Origin of the sequence: Synechococcus sp. A10-1-5-9 (assembly GCF_047716785.1) — a bacterium.
Taxonomy (GTDB): domain Bacteria; phylum Cyanobacteriota; class Cyanobacteriia; order PCC-6307; family Cyanobiaceae; genus Synechococcus_C.
Window position 1 is genome coordinate 746,448 of the sequence record NZ_CP180406.1, and the last position, 23,073, is coordinate 769,520.

General features: G+C 58.3%; 21 protein-coding genes. 10 read left to right on the forward strand and 11 right to left on the reverse strand.

The window, feature by feature from the left end; genetic code table 11:
* Positions 1–16: 16 nt before the first annotated feature.
* On the reverse strand, positions 17–211 hold the full coding sequence (locus tag ACLM45_RS04345; protein ID WP_006041688.1) for a hypothetical protein: 195 nt from the start codon (positions 209–211) through the stop codon (positions 17–19).
* Between the two features lie 98 nt (positions 212–309).
* On the opposite strand from ACLM45_RS04345, the gene ACLM45_RS04350 reads away from it, so the two are divergent.
* From ACLM45_RS04350 to ACLM45_RS04360, 3 genes are read left to right on the forward strand one after another with little or no spacing between them, the layout of a single operon-like run.
* Positions 310–2,118 (forward strand): ABC transporter ATP-binding protein, encoded by a 1,809-nt coding sequence (locus ACLM45_RS04350; RefSeq protein ID WP_415410783.1) that lies wholly within the window; start codon positions 310–312, stop codon positions 2,116–2,118.
* 12 nt (positions 2,119–2,130) lie between these two features.
* The gene (locus ACLM45_RS04355) at positions 2,131–4,236 is read left to right on the forward strand and encodes a cation:proton antiporter (RefSeq protein WP_415410785.1); all 2,106 of its coding nucleotides are present in this window, start codon (positions 2,131–2,133) and stop codon (positions 4,234–4,236) included.
* Positions 4,237–4,291: 55 nt separating this feature from the next.
* Positions 4,292–5,197 (forward strand): LCP family protein, encoded by a 906-nt coding sequence (locus tag ACLM45_RS04360; RefSeq protein ID WP_415410787.1) that lies wholly within the window; start codon positions 4,292–4,294, stop codon positions 5,195–5,197.
* Between the two features lie 768 nt (positions 5,198–5,965).
* Here the strand turns inward: ACLM45_RS04360 and psbP are convergent.
* A complete protein-coding gene (gene psbP / locus ACLM45_RS04365) occupies positions 5,966–6,520 on the reverse strand; it encodes a photosystem II reaction center PsbP (protein WP_415410789.1) in 555 nt (184 codons plus the stop codon).
* A gap of 104 nt (positions 6,521–6,624) precedes the next feature.
* Here psbP and recR point away from each other — a divergent pair, with 104 nt between their 5' ends.
* Together recR and lipA are read left to right on the forward strand one after the other, a co-directional pair.
* Positions 6,625–7,194 carry a recombination mediator RecR gene (gene recR, locus ACLM45_RS04370; protein ID WP_415411344.1) on the forward strand — a complete coding sequence of 190 codons (570 nt, stop codon included), beginning with the start codon at positions 6,625–6,627 and terminating at the stop codon, positions 7,192–7,194.
* A 10-nt stretch (positions 7,195–7,204) separates the two neighbouring features.
* Positions 7,205–8,104 carry a lipoyl synthase gene (gene lipA, locus ACLM45_RS04375; protein ID WP_415411345.1) on the forward strand — a complete coding sequence of 300 codons (900 nt, stop codon included), beginning with the start codon at positions 7,205–7,207 and terminating at the stop codon, positions 8,102–8,104.
* On the opposite strand, the gene ACLM45_RS04380 is transcribed toward lipA, so the two are convergent.
* From ACLM45_RS04380 to lysA, 7 genes are read right to left on the reverse strand one after another with little or no spacing between them, the layout of a single operon-like run.
* Entirely contained in the window at positions 8,089–8,586 is a 498-nt protein-coding gene (locus ACLM45_RS04380) for a hypothetical protein (protein WP_415410791.1), read from the reverse strand. The two genes, lipA and ACLM45_RS04380, sit on opposite strands and share 16 nt — an antisense overlap.
* Positions 8,587–8,590: 4 nt before the next feature.
* Positions 8,591–9,586, reverse strand: a complete 996-nt coding sequence (locus ACLM45_RS04385) for a DUF952 domain-containing protein (protein ID WP_415410792.1) — start codon at positions 9,584–9,586, stop codon at positions 8,591–8,593.
* 2 nt (positions 9,587–9,588) lie between these two features.
* Entirely contained in the window at positions 9,589–10,536 is a 948-nt protein-coding gene (locus tag ACLM45_RS04390) for a rhodanese-related sulfurtransferase (protein ID WP_415410794.1), read from the reverse strand.
* Positions 10,533–11,510 (reverse strand): biotin synthase BioB, encoded by a 978-nt coding sequence (bioB, locus tag ACLM45_RS04395; protein WP_006041699.1) that lies wholly within the window; start codon positions 11,508–11,510, stop codon positions 10,533–10,535. Before bioB ends, ACLM45_RS04390 begins: the two co-directional genes overlap by 4 nt.
* Before the next feature lie 26 nt (positions 11,511–11,536).
* Positions 11,537–12,334: an isoprenyl transferase gene (locus ACLM45_RS04400; protein WP_415410795.1), complete on the reverse strand. Its 798-nt coding sequence runs from the start codon at positions 12,332–12,334 to the stop codon at positions 11,537–11,539.
* The gene (gene cdaA / locus ACLM45_RS04405; RefSeq protein ID WP_038004383.1) at positions 12,331–13,212 is read right to left on the reverse strand and encodes a diadenylate cyclase CdaA; all 882 of its coding nucleotides are present in this window, start codon (positions 13,210–13,212) and stop codon (positions 12,331–12,333) included. Before cdaA ends, ACLM45_RS04400 begins: the two co-directional genes overlap by 4 nt.
* A gap of 17 nt (positions 13,213–13,229) precedes the next feature.
* Positions 13,230–14,591, reverse strand: a complete 1,362-nt coding sequence (gene lysA / locus ACLM45_RS04410) for a diaminopimelate decarboxylase (protein ID WP_415410796.1) — start codon at positions 14,589–14,591, stop codon at positions 13,230–13,232.
* Between the two features lie 59 nt (positions 14,592–14,650).
* On the opposite strand from lysA, the gene ACLM45_RS04415 reads away from it, so the two are divergent.
* From ACLM45_RS04415 to ACLM45_RS04435, 5 genes are all read left to right on the forward strand, one after another.
* Positions 14,651–15,148, forward strand: a complete 498-nt coding sequence (locus ACLM45_RS04415; RefSeq protein WP_415410798.1) for a GNAT family N-acetyltransferase — start codon at positions 14,651–14,653, stop codon at positions 15,146–15,148.
* 132 nt (positions 15,149–15,280) lie between these two features.
* Entirely contained in the window at positions 15,281–17,854 is a 2,574-nt protein-coding gene (locus ACLM45_RS04420; RefSeq protein ID WP_415410799.1) for an ATP-dependent Clp protease ATP-binding subunit, read from the forward strand.
* A 5-nt stretch (positions 17,855–17,859) separates the two neighbouring features.
* Positions 17,860–18,981, forward strand: a complete 1,122-nt coding sequence (locus ACLM45_RS04425) for an iron-containing alcohol dehydrogenase family protein (RefSeq protein ID WP_415410801.1) — start codon at positions 17,860–17,862, stop codon at positions 18,979–18,981.
* Entirely contained in the window at positions 18,978–19,844 is an 867-nt protein-coding gene (locus ACLM45_RS04430) for an alpha/beta fold hydrolase (RefSeq protein ID WP_415410803.1), read from the forward strand. Before ACLM45_RS04425 ends, ACLM45_RS04430 begins: the two co-directional genes overlap by 4 nt.
* Before the next feature lie 3 nt (positions 19,845–19,847).
* On the forward strand, positions 19,848–20,477 hold the full coding sequence (locus ACLM45_RS04435) for a DUF2993 domain-containing protein (protein ID WP_415410804.1): 630 nt from the start codon (positions 19,848–19,850) through the stop codon (positions 20,475–20,477).
* Here ACLM45_RS04435 and ACLM45_RS04440 read toward each other — a convergent pair.
* Complete coding sequence (locus ACLM45_RS04440) at positions 20,474–21,472, reverse strand: phosphatidate cytidylyltransferase (protein ID WP_415410805.1); 999 nt, start codon at positions 21,470–21,472, stop codon at positions 20,474–20,476. The two genes, ACLM45_RS04435 and ACLM45_RS04440, sit on opposite strands and share 4 nt — an antisense overlap.
* A complete protein-coding gene (locus tag ACLM45_RS04445; RefSeq protein ID WP_415410806.1) occupies positions 21,406–22,803 on the reverse strand; it encodes an aminotransferase class I/II-fold pyridoxal phosphate-dependent enzyme in 1,398 nt (465 codons plus the stop codon). The genes ACLM45_RS04440 and ACLM45_RS04445 overlap by 67 nt, the downstream gene beginning before the upstream one ends.
* Positions 22,804–23,073 lie beyond the last annotated feature (270 nt).

Consider the following 23,073-nt stretch of genomic DNA (forward strand, 5'->3'; position numbering starts at 1 on the left):
AGCTGCCGGAGCCGGCTCAAAAGGCCGGCTCCTCCTCCGTCAAGAACTCAAGTCGCTGGTCAAGGCTGATGGCACGCTTCATCAACCTCCCACTGACATCAATGGGTTGACCGGCATCAGCGCAAAGTGAAGGAACAGCTCCCCTCAGATCTTGGCGATGTTTCTTTGCCAGATAGCGATTGAATCGGGTGTTGTCGCGGGAACGGGCCATAGGTCCTCCTCGTTCTTATTCAGGTCTACAGCGCCCTTGCTCTTGTGGATGTTCAGGTGCAACACAACGCTTGAATACAAGGACTGCAGAATCCGCGGATGCCGTCCTCTGTTGCTCCAGCACGAAGTCCGGCCGCACTCAGCCGTCTGATTCTCCACTTGAGGCCTTATCGGCGGAGAGTCTGGGTGGCGGCAAGCTGTTCAGTGATCAACAAGATCTTCGACCTCGCTCCGCCAGTGCTGATTGGCCTTGCGGTAGATGTTGTGGTCCAGCAGGACACGTCCTGGCTGGCGAAACTCGGTGCGACAACGGTGCCGACCCAGCTCACAGTGCTGGCTGGGATGTCCTTCATCGTCTGGACAGCTGAATCGCTCTTTGAGTACTTGTATGGAGTGCTCTGGCGAAATCTCGCCCAATCCACGCAGCACAGTCTTCGGCTTGAGGCCTACGACCATCTCCAGAAGTTGGAGATGGATTTTTTTGAGCGCGACAGCAGCGGCCGGCTGATGACCGTTCTCAATGACGACATCAACCAGCTCGAGCGCTTTCTTGATCACGGTGCCAACGAAATCCTGCATCTGATCACAACCGTTTTGCTGGTAGGAGGCGCCATGACCGTTGTGGCTCCAGGGGTGGCGCTGTTCAGCTTTCTGCCCATTCCAGTGATTCTCTGGGGATCCCTGCGTTTTCAACGCCAGCTGGCTCCGCGGTACCGGGAGGTTCGTGAACGGGCCGGCAACCTGGCAGCCCGACTCAGCAACAACCTAGGGGGAATGCTCACCATCAAGAGCTTCGCCAACGAGGCCTGGGAGCTGGAGCAACTGCGGGAGGAGAGCAATGCTTACCGGCACTGCAACCGCAGCGCCATTCGCATCTCGGCTGCCTTCATCCCTCTCATTCGCTTTGCGATCTTGTTCGCGTTCCTGGCAATCCTCCTGATCGGAGGTCTCCAGGCGTGGCAAGGCGTGATCGCTGTTGGCACCTACAGCTTTCTGGTATTCATCACCCAGCGATTGCTTTGGCCTCTCACCACGCTCGGCCGCACGCTTGATGATTACCAGCGGTCCATGGCCTCCACCCACCGGGTACTGGATCTGATCGACACACCGATCCGGATCGCTGGAGGCAACCGGACGCTGGATCAAGCCCGCATCCGGGGCGAAGTGCGTTATCTAGCCGTGAACTTCTCTTACCGGGACCGGCCACCTCTCCTGAATCACTTCGATCTGACCATCAAGGCAGGAAGCACCCTGGGAATTGTCGGCGCGACCGGATCAGGGAAAAGCTCTCTCGTGAAACTTCTGCTGCGTCTGTATCCGCTGAGCGGAGGCCAGATCCTTCTCGATGACATCCCGATCGATCAATTGCAACTGGGTGACCTGCGGCGAGCGATCGCTCTCGTCAGCCAGGACATTTACTTGTTTCATGGCACCGTGAGGGACAACATCGCCTATGCGGCTCCGGAGGCCACCGAAGCGGCGGTGCGTGAATCGGCCCGACGGGCCGAAGCGCTCGACTTCATCGACGCCCTCCCGGATGGATTTGACACGGTGGTGGGCGAACGAGGCCAGAGGCTCTCGGGTGGTCAGCGTCAGCGCATCGCCCTCGCACGGGCCATCCTGAAAGATGCGCCGATCCTGGTGCTCGATGAGGCCACAGCCGCCGTTGACAACGACACTGAAGCGGCGATCCAGCGATCCCTGATGCACATCACCGCCAACCGCACCACACTGGTGATTGCCCATCGCCTCAGCACGGTGCGTCATGCCGATCGAATCGTCGTCATGGATCAGGGACGCATCGTTGAAGACGGAACCCATGATCAACTTCTGCATCAGCCAGGTGCCTACGCGGACCTTTGGCGCGTGCAAGCCGGTCTCCGAAGCGACGAAGCTCTGGCCCTCTAATCGCAGGAGCTGATGTCAGCTTCACTACATCACATGATGGAGCATCCGCTGGGCATTTTCGCCCTGCTGGTGGCCATCGCCGTGCTGGTGCCACCCCTCACCAGACGCCTGCGACTGCCAGACCTCGTGGGCCTTTTGGCAGCAGGCGTTTTGGTGGGTCCCCATTGCCTGCAATGGCTTGATGCCCAGGGAGAAACCATCACCCTGCTCTCCGACATCGGCGCGATCTACCTGCTGTTCACCGTCGGGCTGGAGATCGATCTCGAGGAATTCAACCGCGTCAAAAACCGCTCGATGGGATTCGGTTTGTTGGTGTTTGCCTTCGGCGTCGCCACAGGGGTCGGTATCGGCCAGCTTTTTGGTTTCTCCCTGGTCCCCAGCCTGCTCCTCGGGGCTCTGATGGCAACGCACACACCCCTTGGCTACCCGATCGTGCGCAGCTATGGAGCCCAGCGTGATGAGTCGGTAATCGTCAGCGTTGGCAGCACAATCCTCACGGATATCGCCGCGTTGCTCCTGCTCGCTGTCGCCCTGGGTCTTGGTCGCGGAAACCTCACAGCAGCGGGGATGACAGGGTTGTTCGCCAGCATCACGCTTTTCTCTCTGGGGGTGGTCTGGGCGATCCGATGGCTCGGACGACGTCTCTGGATGCGAAGCATCACCGATGAAAACCGCGTTTTTCTCACAGTGTTGCTTGCTCTGTTCATCGCCTCACTTGGCGCTGAACTCGCAGGTGTCGAAAAAATTGTGGGCGCTTTTCTCGCTGGACTGGCCGTTAATTCCGTGTTGCCGGAAGGGAGAGTGAAGGAGCAGGTGATCTTCGTCGGTGGGGCACTCTTCATTCCCATCTTCTTCATCCACCTTGGGCTGCTGCTCAATCTCAGTGACCTCGCCGCGAGCGTTAACACGCTCGACTTCACCGCGTTGATGCTGATTGGGGCTCTTGGCTGCAAGGCCCTGGCCGCTGTGATCGCCGGCCGCTGGTTCCGGTACAGCAACAATCAGATCTTGCTGATGTGGTCCCTGGCGATGCCAAAGGTGGCCGCCACCCTGGCCACAGCCTTCGTGGGATTTCAAGCCGGACTGCTTGATGCCACGGTGCTGAACAGTGTGCTCGCCGTGATGGTGGTGACGGCGACCCTTGGCCCGACCCTGACCACCCGCTCCGTTGTGGCGCTGATGGAACCAGATGAGAGCAGCTCCAAGCCGATCTTCAGCGGCTCAGCAAGGAATGAAAACGCCAACACGCGCATCCGAGCCGTGGTCCGAAGGCCCCTGAACGTGGTTGTGCCCATCTCGAATCCAGACACAGAGAGGCGCCTTCTGACCATTGCTGCACGCTTGCTCAAAGGAGACGATGCCAAGAGCGGAATGCTGCTGCCCCTGGCCCTGGTCAGCCCCAATCTCGAGGATGCAAGAGGTGGTCTGAACAGAGCACTGGCCGCGGCACGAGAGCGCCTCAAAGAGGCGTCAGTGATCGGCAACCACCTCTCGGTGAACACACGGTGCTTACTCCGATTGGATGAGGACATCCCTGGAGGCATGAGCCGCAGCGCCCTTGAGCAAGGAGCCGACTTACTTCTGTTAGGTGCTGGCCGTCCCGATCGCTTGCGCAACTGGCTCTTCGGCGACTTGGTGGATGGAGTCTGCAGAACGGCGCATTGTCCCGTGGTGGTGGTGAATCTGAAGGAAGAGACCGAGACGAAATTCCGCAGAATTCTTGTTCCAATCAAGGATCTCTCCTCCAATGCGCGGGAACAGTTCGAGTTGGCATTGCGCCTTCAGGGCAGCGCAGGGGAGACCAATGGCGCAAGAATCACCCTCCTCCACATTCATGACCCTCGCTTCAATCGGCATGACCGATCTTGGATGCGTGAAGAACTGCTCAGTTGGTCTGCTCGGGACGACGCCGAAGGACTTGATCTGCGCATTGAACTCTGCGAAGGGCCTGGAATCGATCGATTCATTCACGTCCAGAGCCGTAATCACGATCTGGTGATCCTGCGCTCTCAGCGACGGCGAGTTGCAGGTCTGCCGATCCCTGCCAGTGACCGCACCAGCAATCTGGTGAACCAGCTGAAGTGCGCTTCCTTGGTGGTTAGCGACCCCCTGCACTAAGCAGCAATATGAAGAAAGCCTTAAGAGTCGGGAAATAACCGCCTAAGTTAAAGCCATGAACTACCGGCAGCGAGTCGGAATCAAAACCCTTCTCATGGCGGCTGCCGGAGGGCTGGCAGGAGGATTTCTGTTGGCAATTCCGCTGAGCCGAGCCCTGATGCCGGATGCGGACGCCCCGCCACTGATTCCGGTCAGCAATCCATTCTCAGCCTGGTCGGTCTTCGACAATCGCGAGATCCTGGTTTTGGGGGTGGATGAAGGAGGCGGAAACACCGACGCCATTTTCACCGTGAGGCTCGAAGCGGGCCGAACTTCGATCACCCAAATTCCAAGGGACAGTTACATCGATTCACGCAGCTTCGGTCCGCTCAAGGCCAATGCCTTGTTTGCTCGTGGTGGCGCGGACGCCGTGAAGAAGGAACTTTCACGGCTGATGGGACGTCCGATCGACCATCACATCCTTGTGAATCTGGAAGGAATCCGCACCCTGAGCAATCTGGTGGGCGGCGTGGAAGTGGATGTTCCCAAACGGCTTTACTACCGCGACAACAGCCAGGGTTTGCTGATCGATCTACAGCCGGGCCCCCAAGTGCTCCGCGGCCGTGAGCTAGAGGGATTCTTGCGCTGGCGCCATGACGGGGAAGGAGACCTCGGACGACTCGAACGTCAAAAGCTGGTTCTGAAAAGCCTGTTCAGCACCCTGACGAAACCCCAGCATCTGCTGAAGCTCCCAGCACTGATCAAGGCGGCGGACGGGAACCTTGACACAGATCTCGGCGCGATGGAACTGGGGGGGTTGATCACGGCGATGGGTCTCACCGAACTGGAAACCGAACGGCTACCGGCGCGACCCTTCTATCGCAATGGAATCAGTTACCTGGAGACGGAGTGGCCGGGTGAGAGGCCTCGGGGCAGCGATGCCACTGAGTCCAGCAGCTGGCGCTATCGCTTTCTGTTCTGAGCCAAAGGCAGAGAAGACAACCACACTGTCGGAGATGTCAGGAATGGATTGGACAGCAATCTGCTGCGACAGAGTATTCGACTGGGTCACAGCATCCTGATCACCTGTACCGTCGAAGGCGATCTTGGCTTCCGTCACCTTCAGCTTGCGCTTGAGATCGTCGATCTTGAAGGTTCGATCGAGTTGTTCGGTTTCGATACCAAGCTTGATCTGCTGAAACTTTACGATTTCATCTTTGCGCTGGATCTCGATGTCATCCAGCTGAACACTGGTCGTTGTCAGGCCTTGTTCAGCGGACACCACAGCCCTTGACAACGGAGCCACACCATCGCGCTGGGCCAGCCAATCGAGATTCTTGAGCTTGCTGGTGTCAGTGGATTGCAGCTGAGCCAGGCGCTTCTGATCGTCATCAAGCTTGGCCAGAGCCGTGTCCAGGGCTGCCTTGGCAGTGGCGATGCGCAGTGCATCGCGTTGGTTGAGCTTCTCGTTCTGAAGGATCAGCTGCTCGAGATTGCCTTTCTGCTGCTCGAGCTGCCGTTCCAGACGCCCTGACCTTCCACCTGGGTCGGGACAGGCCAAAAAATCAGCCAAAGACCCAATAAACCGCCGATGCCAACCAAAAACGTCCCCACCTGCTGGTGGTCAGAGAGGCCACTCCAGCGACCTCTGAGTCGTTCAACCCGGCTGGATGTCGTCATAAAAACATCCTGCTGCTGACTCGCGACTGCCGCTTCAGGCAGGAGGACAGTTCAAACAAACGGCAGCAACTCAGATCAGCAGGGTGAAGGAGGTGATCACTGACTCGAACAATCCCTGCACTTTTGTCCAGCGGTCCTCGTTGGTGCTGGTGGCCAGGGTGTAAAGGCGACCGCGATCGACCACGACAGTGGCCAGCTCGTGTCGATCACGGTCCTGAAGATGAACCGCGTATTCCAGGTCATAAAACGTATGACCGTCGCTCTCCCGTTCACGCGCTTCGATGAGATCTGCCTCACGGCCACTGCCATCCGGAGCAATCACGTCCCGGCGGAGTCGTTCGCCAACGGCAACTGCACTACCCAGCTCTTCAAGGTCATCGTCTGGATCCACATCCGACACCACCAGGCTGACGGTCTCATCGCTGTTGATCAGATCGTGAAAGACCACCTGCGGCCCCCCGGTCACGGCCACGCGGGTCCACCCGGTCGGATAGAGGAAGGCATAACGTCCATCTGGGCTCTTGAAGGAGTTGAGCCCCGCCCCCGCTCCGCTGCAAGCGGTCAGCATCAAGACGCAGAGCAGTGCGCACAACGTTCTGAGCGAAGAGTGCAGCGAAAAACGCATCGGGCCATCGTCAGGATGTGGCCATTCTGCCCGCGCAAATGCCTGCCTAGATTTCAGACACTTGCCAAAGAGTTCTGAGCGGCTTCACCCGCCCACTGGCACGGCTGATCGATCAATTCGAGCGGTTGCCTGGTATCGGACCACGCACTGCCCAGCGACTGGCCCTGCATCTGCTTCGCCAACCGGAGGAGCAGATCCACAGTTTTGCCAATGCACTCTTGGCAGCGCGAACGGAGGTCGGCCAATGCCAGACCTGCCATCACCTCAGCGCAGAGCCAATCTGTGAGATCTGCCGCAATCCCGAACGGTCCAACGGCCAGATCTGTGTTGTGGCCGATTCACGCGATCTCCTGGCGCTAGAGCGCACACGGGAATTTTCCGGCCACTATCACGTTCTTGGAGGCCTGATCTCGCCCATGGATGGAATCGGACCCGACTTGCTTCAGATCTCCAGCTTGGTGAAAAGGGTTGCAGCCAGCAACACCGAAGAAGTGATCCTTGCCCTCACACCCAGCGTGGAAGGAGACACAACGAGCCTCTATGTGGCTCGGCTGCTGAAACCTTTCACCACGGTGAGCCGAATCGCCTACGGACTACCGGTGGGCAGCGAACTGGAATACGCCGACGACGTCACCCTCAGCCGGGCGCTCGAAGGGCGAAGGGTTGTCGAGTGACATGGTTCAGATCAGTCGCTATTCCTCCATCCCACCGAGGGAACGTCTACCCGAATGGTTGCGGCGATCCGTAGGCGACGCCTCCGCGATCGAACGTGTTCAGACCCTTGTGAAATCCAACGCTCTTCACACCATCTGTGAAGAAGGACGCTGCCCAAATCGGGGCGAGTGTTATGCCGCCGGCACGGCCACATTTCTGCTGGGTGGGTCCATCTGCACCCGCAGTTGTGCGTTCTGTCAGGTGGACAAGGGCCGGGCCCCCGAAGCCCTGAACCCCTTGGAAGCGGAGCGGGTGGCGGATGCCGTGATCACTATGGAGCTGCGTTATGTGGTGCTCACCGCAGTCGCCCGAGACGATCTTGAGGACCATGGAGCATCCCTCTTCACCAGTGCCATGGAGGCGATCCGACAGCGCAATCCGTTGATCGCGATCGAGGTGCTCACTCCAGACTTCTGGGGCGGACGGCCAGACCAGCGCGAAGGAGTCCAGGTCCAGCGGCAGCGATTGAAAACGGTTCTGGATGCCCTACCCATCTGCTTCAACCACAATCTGGAAACCGTTGAGCGATTGCAGGGCGAAGTGAGACGGGGAGCGACCTATGAACGCTCGCTTGGATTGCTGGCCGCTGCGAAGGAACTCGCACCTGAGATTCCCACCAAGAGCGGACTGATGCTCGGGCTGGGCGAGACCCGGGGGGAAGTGATCCAAACCATGGAGCACCTCCGCTCTGTGAACTGCCAGCGCCTGACCATCGGTCAGTACATGCGGCCTTCCCTGGCCCACATTCCCGTCGCCCGCTACTGGCATCCGGATGAATTCGCGGAACTGGGGAGTATCGCCAGGGAGCTTGGCTTCTCCGTAGTGCGCTGCGCACCACTGGTGCGCAGCAGTTATCACGCCGCAGCCTGAGCACGCCAACGCCCAAGAGCGCCTTCGAGCACAACAGCACAGTCGCCCACCATCAGTTCACCTGCACCGCCCCACACCATGCGCAGAGGGAGATCCAAAAGAGCAGCCTGCACCTCCCGCACCGACTGGAATCCCTTGGCCTGGAAGTATCGGACCAGTCGCCGATGCTGACGCTCGTCATCTCTGATGGCGAGCAAGCGGGCACGGCAGCACGGGGTGGCTTCAAGGGCCCAGGCCATGGTCGCGGCCCAGATCAGATCAGCGCATCCCGCCGGTGCACCGGGGAGAACACGCAGCGTGTCGAGCTGAAGTCCTCCGGAGCGTCCATAGGCCCAGGCTTTCATCTCCCCGAGCAACTGCAGTCTCTCGTCGCTGGAGCGGGCCACCACAAGACGCAGACTCCACAGGCCCAGGGGACGTCCCACCTGCAACCTCAGCAACAGGTCGCGGCTGCAAGCCTCGCGTTCAAGTTGATCCAGCATCGGCTCAGTCTGAGGGGTAAGAGGTGACCGAGGTCACCGCCTCAACAGGCAAGGCGCCATAGAGGTGGGGGAACAGCTCTCCACTGGGCACGGCATCAGCGCGCAAGGGGGCCTGAATCTGCATCGGATCCACGGTGAGCAAGCGAACATCACCGGCATCAGCGTAAAAACGCCGAAAGGTATCGGGTATCTGGTCTCGCCAGGACAGGTGAATGAAACCCACCTGTTCCACAGACAACCCTCGGGTTGAGGTGGAGTAGTGGCCGCAACGCTCGGCCTGCGACCAGTCCTCTGCAAGAGCCAGATGGAACAGAGGTTGGTCCTTGGGTACGGCGATGGCGTCGGCTGGGAAATGGGGCTGATGCCCCCCTGGAGCCCATGGATCGGCCCGTTGCATCAAGCGTTCAAATCCAGGGTTGTCGAGGAAGCCCTGCAACCAGCCGCGCAGGCCCTTCAACCCCTGATCACTGTCGAATCCCTGCGGATCGGCAATCCGCCACTGACGGACAAATGGGAACAAGGCCCCATCCGCCAGCGAACATCCACTGTCGAGAAGCCAGCCTCCATGGCCGTCGATCCGCTGCGACCAGCGATGGAGAACCTCCAGACCAGCCTGTTGGTGGTGTTCTTTGCAGGCTCCGGGATAACGATCGGTGTATTTGAAGCGATCCAGATGATGCTTGAACACACCATCGTTGGCGTTGATCAGATCACGGATCTCGGCTTGCTGCTTGAGGCACTGCCGACGGGCGAGGTCGCGGGGATCAGCCTGGTGAAGAGCCCAGTGGATCACATCCGCACTTTCATCGACGGTCGTCCCGTCGGAGAGCACAAGAACAGGAACGGTCCCTTTCGGCGACCTCTCCAGCATGGCAGCGGGCTTGGCCTTGAGTTCCACCTCCCTCCATCGCACCAGGAGGCCTGCCTCGAGAATGGCCCAGCGGGCTCGCATCGCGTAAGGACAACGCCTGAAGCTGTAGAGGATCGGCAGGGCTCTCATAGTCAGTGACCACCTGCGTGCTGCTGCTCCCACTGGCGTTGGCGTTCACGGAAACGGGCACGATCCCGATCCGAGAAGAGGTCCTTGCAGTAAAGACACTGCACACCGGGGATGTAACTCTCCATGGTCCGTTGCTCAGGCGTGAGCGGCAGGCCACAGGCATGACAAAGCCTGTGCTGCCCAGGTTGAAGCTGGTGGTTGAGAGCGACACGCTGATCGAACACGAAGCACTCCCCCCTCCAGCGGCTTGCGGATTCGGGAATCTGCTCCAGGTAGCTAAGAATCCCTCCCTGAAGATGATGAATCTCAGGAAAACCGTTCTGCATCAGATAACTGCTGGCTTTCTCGCAACGGATGCCACCAGTGCAGAACATGGCAATCCGAGCTGGAGCCCTGCTCTCTACGAGCGGGCGAAGTTCCTTCTCAACCCATTCAGGAAACTCTCTGAAGCTATCGGTGCCTGGATCGACAGCACCCTCAAAGCTGCCAATGGCCACCTCGTAGCGATTGCGCGTGTCGATGAGGAGCGTGTCCGGATCGTCCACCACAGCATTCCATTCGGACGGGGAAACGTACGTGCCCACTCGCGCGCGCGGATCGACCGACGGGACACCCATGGTCACGATCTCCTTTTTCCGCCTCGCTTTGAACCGCCGGAAGACCTGGCGGTCACAGTGACTGAATTTCACCTGAAGGCGCTCAAAGTGCGCATTGCCAAGTTGCAGGTCAGACCGCAAACGCTTCAGAAGTTGGCCAACCCCCTCATCGGAACCGGAAATGGTTCCATTCACCCCCTCAGATGCGAGCAGCACGGATCCGAGAACGTTCCCCTGAGCAGCCAGTGCTGGAAGCTCCTCCAGCAATCGTGCGAGCGTTTCCCCCTCTAGCGGCGTGAAGGCGTAGAACGCAGCCACCAGGAACCGGGATGGAGCCGGAGGCTTCAGGCTCATGCGACAGAGCGCTCCTGCCAGCTGGCCTGCACTCCAGCTGCAGCGAGAAGGGCTCGGTCGGACTCAACCGCTGGGTTGCTGGTGGTGAGCAGGGAATCTCCATAAAAAATCGAGTCGGCTCCCGCCTGCAGACAGAGGATCTGAGCTTCTCGATTGAGCTGCTCACGCCCAGCACTCAGCCGTACCCTGCTGTGGGGCATCAAGATGCGGGCGACAGCCACCATGCGCACAAGCTCCAAGGGGTCGATGCTCGGTTGGGCCTCCAATGGGGTTCCCTCCACAGCAACGAGCGCATTGATCGGCACACTCTCAGGATGGGGATCCAGACACGCCAACACCTGCAGCATTGAGGCGCGATCCCGCAGAGATTCGCCCATGCCGATAATTCCGCCACAGCAGAGCGTCACGCCCGCCTGACGAACCCTCTGAAGCGTTTCCAAACGCTCCTGATAGGTGCGAGTCGTGATGATGTTGTCGTAGTGCTCCGGGCTGGTGTCGAGGTTGTGGTTGTAGGCCGTGAGCCCAGCCTCCGCCAGTCGCTGAGCCTGCATGTCAGTGAGCATGCCGGCGGTCACGCAGGCCTCGAGGCCAAGCTCCCGTACACCACGCACCATGGCCAGCATCGATTCGAATGCAGGCCCCTCACGGATCTCACGCCAGGCCCATCCCATACAAAAGCGATCCGCACCGGCCTCGGCGGCCACACGGGCCCTGTCCAGAACCGCCCTCACCTCAAGATCCGGCTGACCGGTGACATCACTGCTGTGATGCATCGACTGAGGGCAATAGGCACAGTCCTCCTCGCAGCCTCCCGTCTTGACGCTGAGCAGTGAAGCCAGTTGCACCCTGTAGCCGGGATTGGCGGCCCTGTGGACACCCTGAGCACTCCAAAGAAGATCCATCAAAGGGCTCTGGAGAAGGTCTTCAATCTCCCCCAGAGTCCAGTCATGGCGTTGATCTACCTGTTCGCTCATCGCACCAGCCACGTGTCCTGCAGTGATCAGGATCCCAGAGCATCCGGCGTGACCCCGTCAAGGCCACCAAAGCGCCGGCAACGACTCTGGTAGTCGAGCAGAGCGGAGAACAGCGCATCGGCACCGAAATCCGGCCAGAACACGTCGGTGACATGAATCTCCGCATAGGCCAATTGCCAGAGCAGGAAGTTGCTGATCCTCCGCTCTCCGCTCGTGCGGATGAGAAGGTCCGGATCGAGCTCTCCAACGGTGTAAAGCTCTGCGGCCAGTGTGTTCTCATCGATCTGGGAAACCTCAAGTTCCCCAAGGGCTACCCGCTCAGCGAGGCGTCGTGACGCTCTGACCAATTCCCGGCGTCCGCCGTAGTTGGTACAAACATTGAAATGGATGCCACGGTTGTCGGCAGTTCGCCTCATGGCATCAGCGATCAGCGTCTGCAGTCGCAATGGGAGATCTTCCAGATCACCGAGAAATCTGATTCGAACCTGTTCTGATTCCAGAGCATGGAGTTCCCGCTGCAGCACCCGTTCGAACAGGGTCATCAAGAAATTCACTTCCTCTCCGGGGCGCGACCAGTTTTCCGTCGAAAACGCATAGGCCGTGAGGGCACGGATGCCCAAGTCGTTGCAGAGTCGGAGTGTGGACTTGAGTGCTTCGACACCTGCTCTGTGACCCATCACCCTGGGCAACCCTCGAGCTTTGGCCCAGCGTCCATTGCCATCCATGATCACCGCTAGGTGCCCAGGAAGCTTGGACAGATCCAGACCGTCGGGAATGCATCTGGAATGAACCTGATCGGCACTGGTGGCCAGTTGACGACTCAAGGCAAAGATTCCTGAGTTCCTGTCTTAACGCTACGTGGAGACGGAACTTTCATCGATGCCGATGAAACAGAAGCGGCAATTAATTCGGTGAGGAGGTCCTGAAGACGAGAACTCGTGATCGGGCGCTCGAGCCTTCCCTGGTTTGCCAACGAGAGGGTTCCAGACTCCTCGGATATCACCACGCAGATGCAGCGGTCGAAGCGTTCGGTGATTCCCAGTGCCGCCAGATGTCGGGTGCCGTAGCGACTGACCCCCTGCCTGGACAGAGGCAGGATCACACCAGCTGAAATGATGCGATTCCCCTTAATCACCACCGCACCATCGTGAAGAGGGGTATCGGAAGCGAACAGATTGAGAAGAAGCTCTTTACTGAGCTGCGCATCGACAGTCACACCAGGATTGAGAAAGTCCTCAGGCCTGAGATCACTGCCGAGATCAACCACGATCAGAGCCCCACGTCGGCTCTTCGACAGGCGCCCAGCAGCCTCGGTGAGCTGAGCAACCGTGCTAGCAGTCGTTCTGAGTCGACTCTGTGGATTCCCAAGCAGCACTGCCAACCGGCCTGTGCCGAGAAGTTCCATCAACCTTCTCAGCTCACCCTGCCAGAGAATGGCCAGGGACAAAGAGCATGCCAAAACCAACGCATCAATGAACGTTGATGTGAGAGGGAGCTTGCCAGACCACTTGAAGAACCACGCCAGAAAAACAAGAAAGAGATATCCCCTGAGCAACCAAAGAGTTCGCGGTTCCCTGACGCGAGAGAACAGCAAGAACCCGACCAATACTGCACAAAGAATGTCGAGAAGGCGCCACTGCACAACTGAAGCCCAGACAAGGTCGAACAGCTGGCGCCACTGCATTACCGCCAACACGTTCATCCATCCCTCCTCTTTTTTTAGACTAACGATCGCAGCCGTTCTGGCAGCAGGTCGTAGCGCAGCAAATCCTCTGGCTGTTCCCTCCGCTGAACCAGCTCCGCTTCAGACGCACTGATCAGAACAGCAGCAGGTCGAGGGATTCGGTTGTAGTTGGAGCTCATCGAACTGTTGTAAGCGCCAGTCGCAAGAACAACAAGAATGTCCCCACTGCTGCAGGAGGGAAAGGCGAGGTCCTTGAGCAGAACATCACCTGACTCACAGTGCTTGCCGGCGATAGTGACCATTTCCTCAGCTCTTGCCTGGGGGCGATCTGCAAGGCAGGCGGTGTACTGCGATTGATAGGTAATCGGTCTGGGGTTGTCGCTCATGCCTCCATCCACAGACAAATAGGTACGGATCCCTGGCACTACCTTTCTTGCACCGACTGTGTACAGCGTCACTCCTGCTGTAGCCACAAGAGACCGACCGGGTTCACAAAGAAGGCGCGGCAACTCAAGATTCCGTTCTCGGCAAGCGGACGCCACAGCCGAACCGACGACTTGAACCCATGCATCAATGCTTGGGGGGTCGTCACTGGCTGTGTAGCGGATCCCCAGACCTCCACCCACATTCAGATCTTCAACAGGGTGCCCAAGAGTTCTCGCCAGAAGGAGGGCATCGGCCATCACAGCGGCGAGATCTCGGTGGGGCTCTAGCTCAAAAATCTGAGAGCCGATATGCGCATGCAGACCCTCGACCCTGGCCCAGGACGCGCCTTGCAAAAAACGGAGGACCGGCTCCAGCTGATCCGGGTCGAAGCCGAACTTGCTGTCAAGGTGCCCGGTACGAATGTACTCATGGGTGTGACATTCGATCCCTGGCGTGAAGCGGAGCATGAGCCGCACCGGTTCACCCTGGTCTGGAACGATGGTTTGGAGTAAATCCAGATCGTGTTGATTGTCGGCGACCACCATCACGCCGTTCCGATAAGCAAGAGCAAGCTCCTCAGAAGATTTGTTGTTGCCATGCAGCACCATCCGATCGGCGGGCATGCCTCCATCGAGAGCTGTGATCAACTCCCCAGCCGATACCGCATCGAGTCCGAGTCCTTCGGAAGCCACGACAGCCGTGAGAGCCATCGAGCTGTTGGCTTTGGAGGCGTAGATCGCCAGAGAAGGGCCCGGATAGTGACGCTCAAGAGCCTCTCGATAGGCCCTACAAGCCTGACGGATACTGGCTTCATCCAAAACGTACAGCGGTGTCCCATAGCGCTCTGCCAGTTCGCTCAACACACAACCGCCGATTGAAAGTTTGCCCTGGTCATCGATCTCCGCGGTGATCGGTGCGAGGTTCCGGTTGGGACTCTTCAGGTCACACCCGGGGTCGAAAGGCTGAGGCATTGAAGTGTGGACCAACAGTGAAAAGCAATGTACGGAGCCACGTCATAGGGAGAGTTTTCATGCAGCCACCTCCAGGCCTGAGAGGGCCGCATCCACTCGGTCCAGCAGATCTGGGCGCTTGTCTGGCCCTCGATCGCATCGCGCTGAAGGGCCTCTGGACGCCAGAACAATGGGAGAGGGAACTGACCGATGAATCCAGGCTTGTGTTGGGGTTGGAAGACGAACAAAGAGACCTCATCGCCCTTGCTGCAGGGTGGCTGGTGGCTGACGAACTCCAGATCACGGCTGTAGCTGTTGCCCCCCATCAGAGGAAGCGAGGGCTAGGGAGCTTGATCGTGAAAGCTTTGATCCAACAAGGGCAGCTGAAAGGAGCTGTCGAAGCCAACCTGGATGTTTCAAGCAACAATCCCGCAGCGATTGCCTTGTACGGAAGTCTGGGCTTCGTGACCACCGGATTCCGACGTGATTACTACCGAGATGGGAGTGATGCACTCCTGCAGCGGCTAAAAATCAAAACGGGTAGGGATATCCACACTGAAAAAACAGAAAACCCATAACATTTCGGCATTGATTAATACTTTCTACGGCGTTCAACCCAAGGCATCACAGGGATCTCGCACACAGTCCTTTTAGGTCACGCAAACCCGTTACTCCTGATAGCTTGGTCCTAACAGCTGCCGGCCTGAACGATGTTCGAGAGGTTTACGGAAAAGGCCATCAAAGTGATCATGCTGGCCCAGGAAGAGGCTCGTCGCCTCGGCCATAACTTTGTTGGCACAGAGCAGATCCTCCTGGGTTTGATCGGAGAGGGCACGGGCGTCGCCGCCAAAGTACTCAAATCCATGGGTGTCAATCTCAAAGACGCCAGAGTCGAGGTTGAGAAAATCATTGGTCGCGGGTCTGGGTTCGTCGCTGTCGAGATCCCCTTCACTCCGAGAGCCAAACGGGTCCTCGAACTCTCGCTGGAAGAAGCTCGTCAACTTGGTCACAACTACATCGGAACTGAACACCTATTGCTCGGACTGATCCGGGAGGGTGAAGGCGTTGCGGCGCGCGTTCTGGAGAACCTTGGAGTCGACCTTGCCAAGGTGCGGACGCAGGTGATTCGCATGCTTGGAGAAACTGCGGAAGTAGGAGCAGGGGGTGGCAGTGGTTCCGGAGCAAAGGGATCCACGAAGACCCCGACACTCGATGAGTTCGGAAACAATCTCACCCAGCTTGCTGGCGAAGCCAAATTAGATCCGGTTGTTGGTCGTCATAACGAAATCGATCGCGTGATTCAGATTCTTGGTCGACGCACCAAAAACAATCCAGTTTTGATTGGTGAGCCAGGTGTCGGCAAAACCGCAATTGCTGAGGGACTCGCTCAGAGAATTCAACAAGGAGACATACCAGACATCCTTGAAGACAAACGTGTGCTTACTCTCGATATAGGTCTTCTTGTCGCTGGAACGAAATACAGAGGTGAATTCGAGGAGCGCCTCAAAAAAATCATGGAGGAAATCAAGTCAGCCGGGAATGTCATTCTTGTGATTGACGAAGTGCATACCTTGATTGGCGCAGGTGCCGCTGAAGGTGCCATCGATGCAGCAAACATTCTCAAACCGGCCCTAGCAAGAGGCGAACTTCAGTGCATCGGAGCTACCACCCTCGATGAGTACCGCAAACACATTGAGCGTGATGCTGCCCTTGAACGACGCTTCCAGCCCGTCATGGTTGGAGAACCTTCGATTGAGGACACCATTGAGATTCTCAGAGGACTGCGTGAGCGCTACGAACAACATCACAGACTGCGGATTACTGATGAAGCTCTTGAAGCAGCAGCAACCCTCGGTGATCGTTACATCTCCGACCGCTTTCTTCCAGATAAAGCCATCGATCTGATCGATGAAGCCGGCAGCCGCGTTCGCCTCTTAAATTCCAAGCTTCCTCCTGAAGCCAAGGAGGTGGATAAGGAACTTCGCTCCGTTCAGAAGGAGAAGGAAGATGCCGTTCGTGAGCAAGATTTCACCAGAGCAGGCGAACTACGAGATAAGGAAGTTGAGCTTCGAGACAAGATCAGATCCCTGCTGCAGACCTCACGCCAAGACATCCCCGCTGAGCAGCAGGCTGCAGATGAAAATTCCGGAGAGCCTGCAGTGGCAACGGAAGCGTCCGAAACATCGGAATTAGCGGTCACCGGCACAACCCCGGTCGTGAATGAAGAAGATATCGCCCAAATCGTTGCCTCTTGGACGGGTGTGCCTGTTCAGAAGCTCACTGAAAGTGAATCAGTGAAACTTCTCAACATGGAAGAAACGCTGCACAAGCGTTTGATTGGTCAGGACGAGGCTGTCAAAGCCGTATCCAAGGCCATTCGTCGGGCTCGTGTCGGTCTTAAAAATCCCAATCGTCCCATTGCCAGCTTTATCTTCTCTGGCCCGACTGGTGTGGGTAAAACCGAGCTCACCAAAGCACTAGCGGCTTACTTCTTCGGAAGTGAAGACGCCATGATCCGCCTCGACATGTCTGAATTCATGGAGCGGCATACGGTCAGCAAACTGATTGGATCTCCTCCAGGCTACGTGGGATTCAATGAGGGCGGCCAACTCACTGAAGCCGTTCGTCGCAGGCCCTACACAGTGGTGCTTTTTGACGAGATTGAGAAAGCGCACCCTGATGTCTTCAACCTGTTGTTGCAGCTCCTCGAAGACGGCCGCTTAACCGATTCGAAGGGTAGGACTGTGGATTTCAAGAACACCTTGATCATCATGACGTCGAACATTGGTTCGAAAGTGATTGAAAAAGGTGGCGGCGGCCTCGGCTTTGAGTTCTCCGGCGAGAATGCCGAAGAGAATCAATACAACCGAATCCGCTCCCTCGTTAACGAAGAGCTGAAGCAGTACTTCCGCCCTGAGTTCCTGAACAGACTCGATGAAATCATTGTGTTCAGGCAGCTCAATCGTGACGAAGTCAAAGAGATCGCAGAGATCATGCTGCGCGAAGTCTTCGGGCGTATCGGCGAGAAAGGGATCACTCTCACTGTGTCCGATGCGTTCAAGGAACGACTCGTCGAGGAGGGCTACAACCCTGCATACGGCGCAAGACCACTCCGTCGTGCCGTCATGCGCCTGCTTGAAGACAGCCTTGCTGAGGAAGTTCTAACGGGTCGCATCAAGGATGGGGACGAAGCCGAAGTTGATGTGGAAGATGGCAAGGTGGTTGTTAAACACCTCAACCGCACGCCCAGCGACATACCCGAGCTGGCCAGTGCCGGTCGCTGACCTGGATGTCCTCAACAGACAGCAACTGTTTGATCTCTCAACACTGCATTGCACCGGACCTCGTGATTCGCGGCTCCGGTGCATGGCAAAGCGCTCTGACCAAGATCCGTGAGCTCAGCTCCAGACCGCTGTTCTTGGGTCGAAGCGCAGCAACCCAACCACTGCGCAAAGCACTGATTACCAGCCTGGTATCCGCAGGTCTTGACGTCACGCCTGCATGCCTGAATCACGACTGCTGCGAAGAGGATTTAAGTCGTCTCGAAGCGGCTTTCACAGTTCACCGCGGTGATGCCGTCATTGCCGCAGGCGGGGGCAAAGTGTTGGATGCTGGCAAGCTCTTGGCCGATCGACTTGATCTGCCGTGCATCACAGTGCCTCTGAGTGCGTCAACTTGTGCCGGCTGGACCGCGCTTTCCAATCTGTACACCCCTGAAGGAGCCTTTCTTGGCGATCAGGCCTTGAAACGCTGTCCTGATCTTCTGGTGTTCGACCACGATCTTCTTCGCCAGGCACCACCCCGCACTCTCGCCAGTGGCATCGCTGATGCCCTTGCCAAGTGGTATGAAGCCTCAGTGAGCAGCGGCGCCAGCCACGATGGACTGATTCAGCAAGCTGTCCAGATGGCGCGGGTCTTGCGGGATCAGCTCCTGATTGACAGTGTGGATGCCATGCAGTCCCCCAGCGGAGACGCCTGGGTGCGGGTGATTGAAGCCTGCGGGCTGACAGCCGGCCTCATCGGAGGACTAGGGGGAGCTCGCTGCCGCACGGTTGCAGCCCATGCTGTTCATAACGGGCTCACCCAACTCCATGCTTGTCACGGATCCCTCCACGGCGAAAAAGTGGGCTTCGGAGTGTTGGTTCAGTTGCGACTCGAAGAACGTTTGGGTGGCAATCGCTTGGCAGAACAAGCCCATCGCCAATTGTTACCCCTGCTCAGCCAACTCGGACTACCGGTGAGCCTCGACGATCTCGGTCTTTCCAATGCCAGTTTGAGTGACCTTCAACAGGTGTGCGAGTTTGCCTGCCGTGAAGGATCCGATCTTCACCATCTTCCCTTCTCCGTAACGCCTGGAGCGCTTCTGGAAGCTCTTGTGGGAGCAGCCGAACCCAGCGTTCGACGCCCTTGAAAACTCAACTCGAGGCCATCCGCTCCAACCTGTTGGACCCCCAGGCTGTTGCGCTTCTCGACCATCTGCAGTGGTGGGACCTCCCTGAACTGGGGATCGATTCTCCTTTTCCTGTCGCCGTTCTCGGCCAAGGGCAGCCCCTCTTGCTGCTCCATGGATTCGATAGCAGTTTTCTGGAGTACAGACGGCTCGCACCACTGCTTTGCAGTCGGTTCCAGTTGTTCATCCCCGACTTGTTCGGTTTCGGTTTCAGCCCAAGACCACGCACGGCTCACTACGGCAGAGAACCGGTTCTGCTCCATCTGGAGCGCGTTCTTCAACGGATCCCCGGCAACCATCCGATCGGTGTGGTCGGCGCATCGATGGGAGGGGCTGTCGCGGTGGAGATCGCCCGTCGCCAGCCAGATCGGATCAACACACTGCTCCTGCTGGCACCGGCTGGACTGACCGGGCGTCCCATGCCCGTGCCACCCCTACTGGATCGACTCGGTGCCTGGTTTCTCAGCCGCCCGGGCGTGCGCCGTGCTCTTTGCCGACAGGCGTTTGCCGATCCAGACCGTGATGTCGGTCCTGCGGAAGAGCAGATTGCGTCTCTCCATCTTCAATGTCCAGGCTGGAGTGAAGCGCTGGCAGCTTTTGCCCGCAGCGGTGGCTTCTCAGGCAGTGGCCACCCACTGCCTCAACAACCCATGCATGTGCTTTGGGGAAACAACGACAGGATTCTCAGGGCGGGACAGCAACAAGCCTTAAGCGCCCTGCTGGAGCATCCGGTGGAAGCCCTCGACGCCTGTGGTCATCTCCCGCACATTGATCGACCTCAGGACGTCTCTGAACGATGCAACACTGTGTTCCTGCCTTGTTGATCCATGTCCAGCCCCAGTTCAGGCCCGGTCTTACAGCTGCTGGCCAGCGGTCTGCAGCGATGGATCCGCTCCCAATGCGACTCTGTTGAAGACTTGACTCTCTCGCTGCAGGGATCCGCCTTCGCGTTGTTGAAAGGCCGCCTCAAGGGTGTGACGTTGCAGGCCAAACATGTTCAGTTCCAGCAACTGCCTCTTGTCAGGGCTGAGCTTCAATCAGGAGAACTGAAGGCTTCGCTACGGCCGGGTCAGCCCACTCAACCGGTGCAATTCGAAGAACCTTTCTTGGTATCGGGTGAAGTGGTGCTCTCGGGTGTCGAACTCAACCAAGCCCTCGCCAGTGATCGCTGGCGCTGGTTGGGCGACCTGCTTTCGGAACAACTGATGGGACTGACTCCCCTGAGATCCCTCACCATTGACAACGACATCCTCAAGCTGACGGCTGATGTGATCACAGGGAAAGACCCCGTACGCCGCAGCTTCCGCATGTACGCCGAACAGGGAACGATCCGGGTTGATCACTGTGACGCTGAAGGAAGCATGCTGATTCCGATGGATCCTGCGATCCAGATTGAGGAAGTCCGTCTCAAGGCCGGCCAGCTCGTGTTGAAGGGAACGGCCAAGATTCAGCCTTAGGAAAGCACCGGCAACGCAAGGGTGACGGCATAAAAAACAACGGCAGGAGTGAAGAGATAACTGTCGATGCGATCCAGGATTCCCCCATGACCAGGCAAGGCATCGCCGGAATCCTTCAACCCTGCATCCCGTTTCATCATCGATTCGGTGAGATCGCCGACGAGCGCGAAGAGAGCGACAAGAGCACCAAGACATCCCCCCGTGAACCATCCAAGGGGCCACATCAACAGCGCACCGGTACAGGCACCAATCACGATGGCGGAGGCAAGACCTCCATAGGCACCCTCAATGGTCTTGGCAGGTGAAATCGGCGAGAGAGGACGGGATCCAAAGCGACGGCCGATGGCATAAGAACCGATGTCGCTGGCCACGACCATCAGACAGGCGGCAAAGGTGATGAGCAGACCTGAGCTAATCCAGGATCCATTGACTGACTGGAGGATCGGCGCAGCATCTGGAGTCACGAGGTTGCGAAGACGCAACCAGTGGCTGGGCAGAAACCCCAGATAGAACAATCCGAAAATCGATGCCGCGATGTCTGCGATTGATCCTGTAAGGGGCTGGAGAATGAGCCAACCGCAGATCGCAGCACCTGACAGGGGCAAAACGGCATCAGCAAGGTGTGAGGCCAGTCCCCCGTTCACAGACCACTGGGTGCTGACGAGCAGGAGCTGGCAGGCCACAAGGGTCGTTTTCGTGGCTGGACGCATGCCCTTGAACTGGGCCATCCGAAAGAATTCCAACAGGGCGAGATGAACAATCACGCCAAGGGCAATGGTGAACCACCAACCGCCCAAACCAACGACAACAACCCCGAACACGCCGGCCAGAAGACCACTACTGAGACGCTTGCGATCGACGCCGCTGCGCCTGAGAGTCGCCTCTCTGATTGTGCCGTCAGCAACCACCCGTTGGATCCCGCGGCCTGTCAGGCCAGAACCTTCACCATACCCGGCACCTGCTCGGGCCAGCGCCGGTGCTGCAGTTGCAACCATTGCACCCGAGCGTGATCAATGCGCTCTCCAGGCACCAACAAGGGAATCCCTGGCGGGTAGGGACAGATCATCTCCGCTGCGATCCGATCAGCACATCGATCAAGAGGAAGCTCAAGACTGGGGCGATGGAGGACAGCAGAGGGAGACAACTCTGCGCCCCTTACCGAATCAAGGGGAGGCGCTGCAACGGCGGCGAGGGATGGCCCGCCCTGCTCCTTGATCAACAACTGCCAGAGATGCCGAAGACGCGCTGTCAGCCCACGATGCCTGGCAAATCCCAGGCACAGGGTCAGGCAAAGAGGCTCCGGGAGCTCGGCAATCACCCCATGATTTATGAACCAGGTGTCTGCCTCCAAGCCACTCACCCCAACAGAGGCTGTGTTCAGGATGAGCCGTAGGGGGTCGTCGCTCTCGTGCAGCGCCACGCCATGGCGACGCAAATCATCAGTAAGCTTGCGGGCTTTCACCAGCCTTTGATGCAGAAGGCTTCTCCATCGGGTTGACAGCATCCAATCAAGGGTTGCTTCACAGGAGGCCAGCAGCAGCGCACTGGGACTGCTGCTCTGCAAACGCTGGAGGGAGCGACGCAACCTTGTTGAGGAGATGCGCGTCGTCCGCTGCCAGAGCACCGCGGTCTGAGCCAGCCCAGGCGCTGATTTGTGCAGTGAATGCACAACGAAATCAGCCCCGGTGGTCAGGGACGACGACGGCAATCCCATCCCAGGAGCAAACGCGAGATGGGTGCCGTGGGCTTCATCCACCAACACCGGCAAACCACGCGCCTGAAGACGGTCCACCAGAGGAGCGATCTCTGCGGCGTACCCGTGATAAGTGGGGTGAACAAGCACTGCGGCGGCGACCCGACAGCCAAGGTCTGGCAGGCCATCAAGAGAGCGGATCAAACCATCGGCCGTCATGGCCCTGGGGTGGCCCCGTTCCCCATCGAATGGAACCGGCAGGAACACCGGCAGCAATCCCCCCAGTTCGCACGCGGCGATCAGGCTGCGGTGAACATTGCGAGGCATCAGAACAGCCTCACCAGGGGCGGCCATCGCCAACAGTGCTGCCTGCAGAAGACCGGTGGCTCCGTTCACACCAAACCAACAGCAATCCACACCCATGCGGGCAGCACAGAGAGCCTGGCTCTCTACGACAGCCCCATCCAGTTCCAGAGGCCCGCCGATCTCTGGTAATTCAGGAAGATCCCAGCGTCCCGGCTGCCGACGCAACAGGCATCTAAGCCGCGGTGGCAAGGCTTCACCCCGGCCATGCACGGGAAGATGCAGAGCGAATCGCGGGTTTGAATCGAGCAGGATCCGCAGCAGGGACATGAATACAACAACAAAACACCGCAGCCACCCGCTCGAACTGCGGCTAGAGGCTGAATCGTGGCATCAACCGTGCCCACCCCATGGAGCAGTACTTACACACACACATGAACCCCTTGCTTGTGTGTGAACGCCTGAGAGAGTCACCAATCAGGAGCAGCTCATCACTGGCCGTCGTTGGTGCTGGCTGAATTGATCCACTGGTTCGGCGACCGGCGGCATCGGCACCCTGATGAAAAGAACTCTCTAGGATCTGCCGCGGGAGTTGAGATC

Excerpts from the sequence above, each read along its gene's own strand:
- ACLM45_RS04415 (WP_415410798.1), top strand. The coding sequence starts at position 14,651 with ATGCAGCCACCTCCAGGCCTGAGAGGGCCGCATCCACTCGGTCCAGCA.
- ACLM45_RS04445 (WP_415410806.1), bottom strand. The coding sequence starts at position 22,803 with ATGTCCCTGCTGCGGATCCTGCTCGATTCAAACCCGCGATTCGCTCTG.
- ACLM45_RS04350 (WP_415410783.1), top strand. The coding sequence starts at position 310 with ATGCCGTCCTCTGTTGCTCCAGCACGAAGTCCGGCCGCACTCAGCCGT.
- ACLM45_RS04440 (WP_415410805.1), bottom strand. The coding sequence starts at position 21,472 with ATGGTTGCAACTGCAGCACCGGCGCTGGCCCGAGCAGGTGCCGGGTAT.
- ACLM45_RS04425 (WP_415410801.1), top strand. The coding sequence starts at position 17,860 with ATGTCCTCAACAGACAGCAACTGTTTGATCTCTCAACACTGCATTGCA.
- bioB (WP_006041699.1), bottom strand. The coding sequence starts at position 11,510 with ATGAGCGAACAGGTAGATCAACGCCATGACTGGACTCTGGGGGAGATT.
- ACLM45_RS04360 (WP_415410787.1), top strand. The coding sequence starts at position 4,292 with ATGAACTACCGGCAGCGAGTCGGAATCAAAACCCTTCTCATGGCGGCT.
- ACLM45_RS04345 (WP_006041688.1), bottom strand. The coding sequence starts at position 211 with ATGGCCCGTTCCCGCGACAACACCCGATTCAATCGCTATCTGGCAAAG.
- cdaA (WP_038004383.1), bottom strand. The coding sequence starts at position 13,212 with ATGAACGTGTTGGCGGTAATGCAGTGGCGCCAGCTGTTCGACCTTGTC.
- ACLM45_RS04355 (WP_415410785.1), top strand. The coding sequence starts at position 2,131 with ATGTCAGCTTCACTACATCACATGATGGAGCATCCGCTGGGCATTTTC.
- ACLM45_RS04380 (WP_415410791.1), bottom strand. The coding sequence starts at position 8,586 with ATGCTGGATCAACTTGAACGCGAGGCTTGCAGCCGCGACCTGTTGCTG.
- lysA (WP_415410796.1), bottom strand. The coding sequence starts at position 14,591 with ATGCCTCAGCCTTTCGACCCCGGGTGTGACCTGAAGAGTCCCAACCGG.
- ACLM45_RS04420 (WP_415410799.1), top strand. The coding sequence starts at position 15,281 with ATGTTCGAGAGGTTTACGGAAAAGGCCATCAAAGTGATCATGCTGGCC.
- psbP (WP_415410789.1), bottom strand. The coding sequence starts at position 6,520 with ATGCGTTTTTCGCTGCACTCTTCGCTCAGAACGTTGTGCGCACTGCTC.
- ACLM45_RS04435 (WP_415410804.1), top strand. The coding sequence starts at position 19,848 with ATGTCCAGCCCCAGTTCAGGCCCGGTCTTACAGCTGCTGGCCAGCGGT.
- ACLM45_RS04385 (WP_415410792.1), bottom strand. The coding sequence starts at position 9,586 with ATGAGAGCCCTGCCGATCCTCTACAGCTTCAGGCGTTGTCCTTACGCG.
- ACLM45_RS04390 (WP_415410794.1), bottom strand. The coding sequence starts at position 10,536 with ATGAGCCTGAAGCCTCCGGCTCCATCCCGGTTCCTGGTGGCTGCGTTC.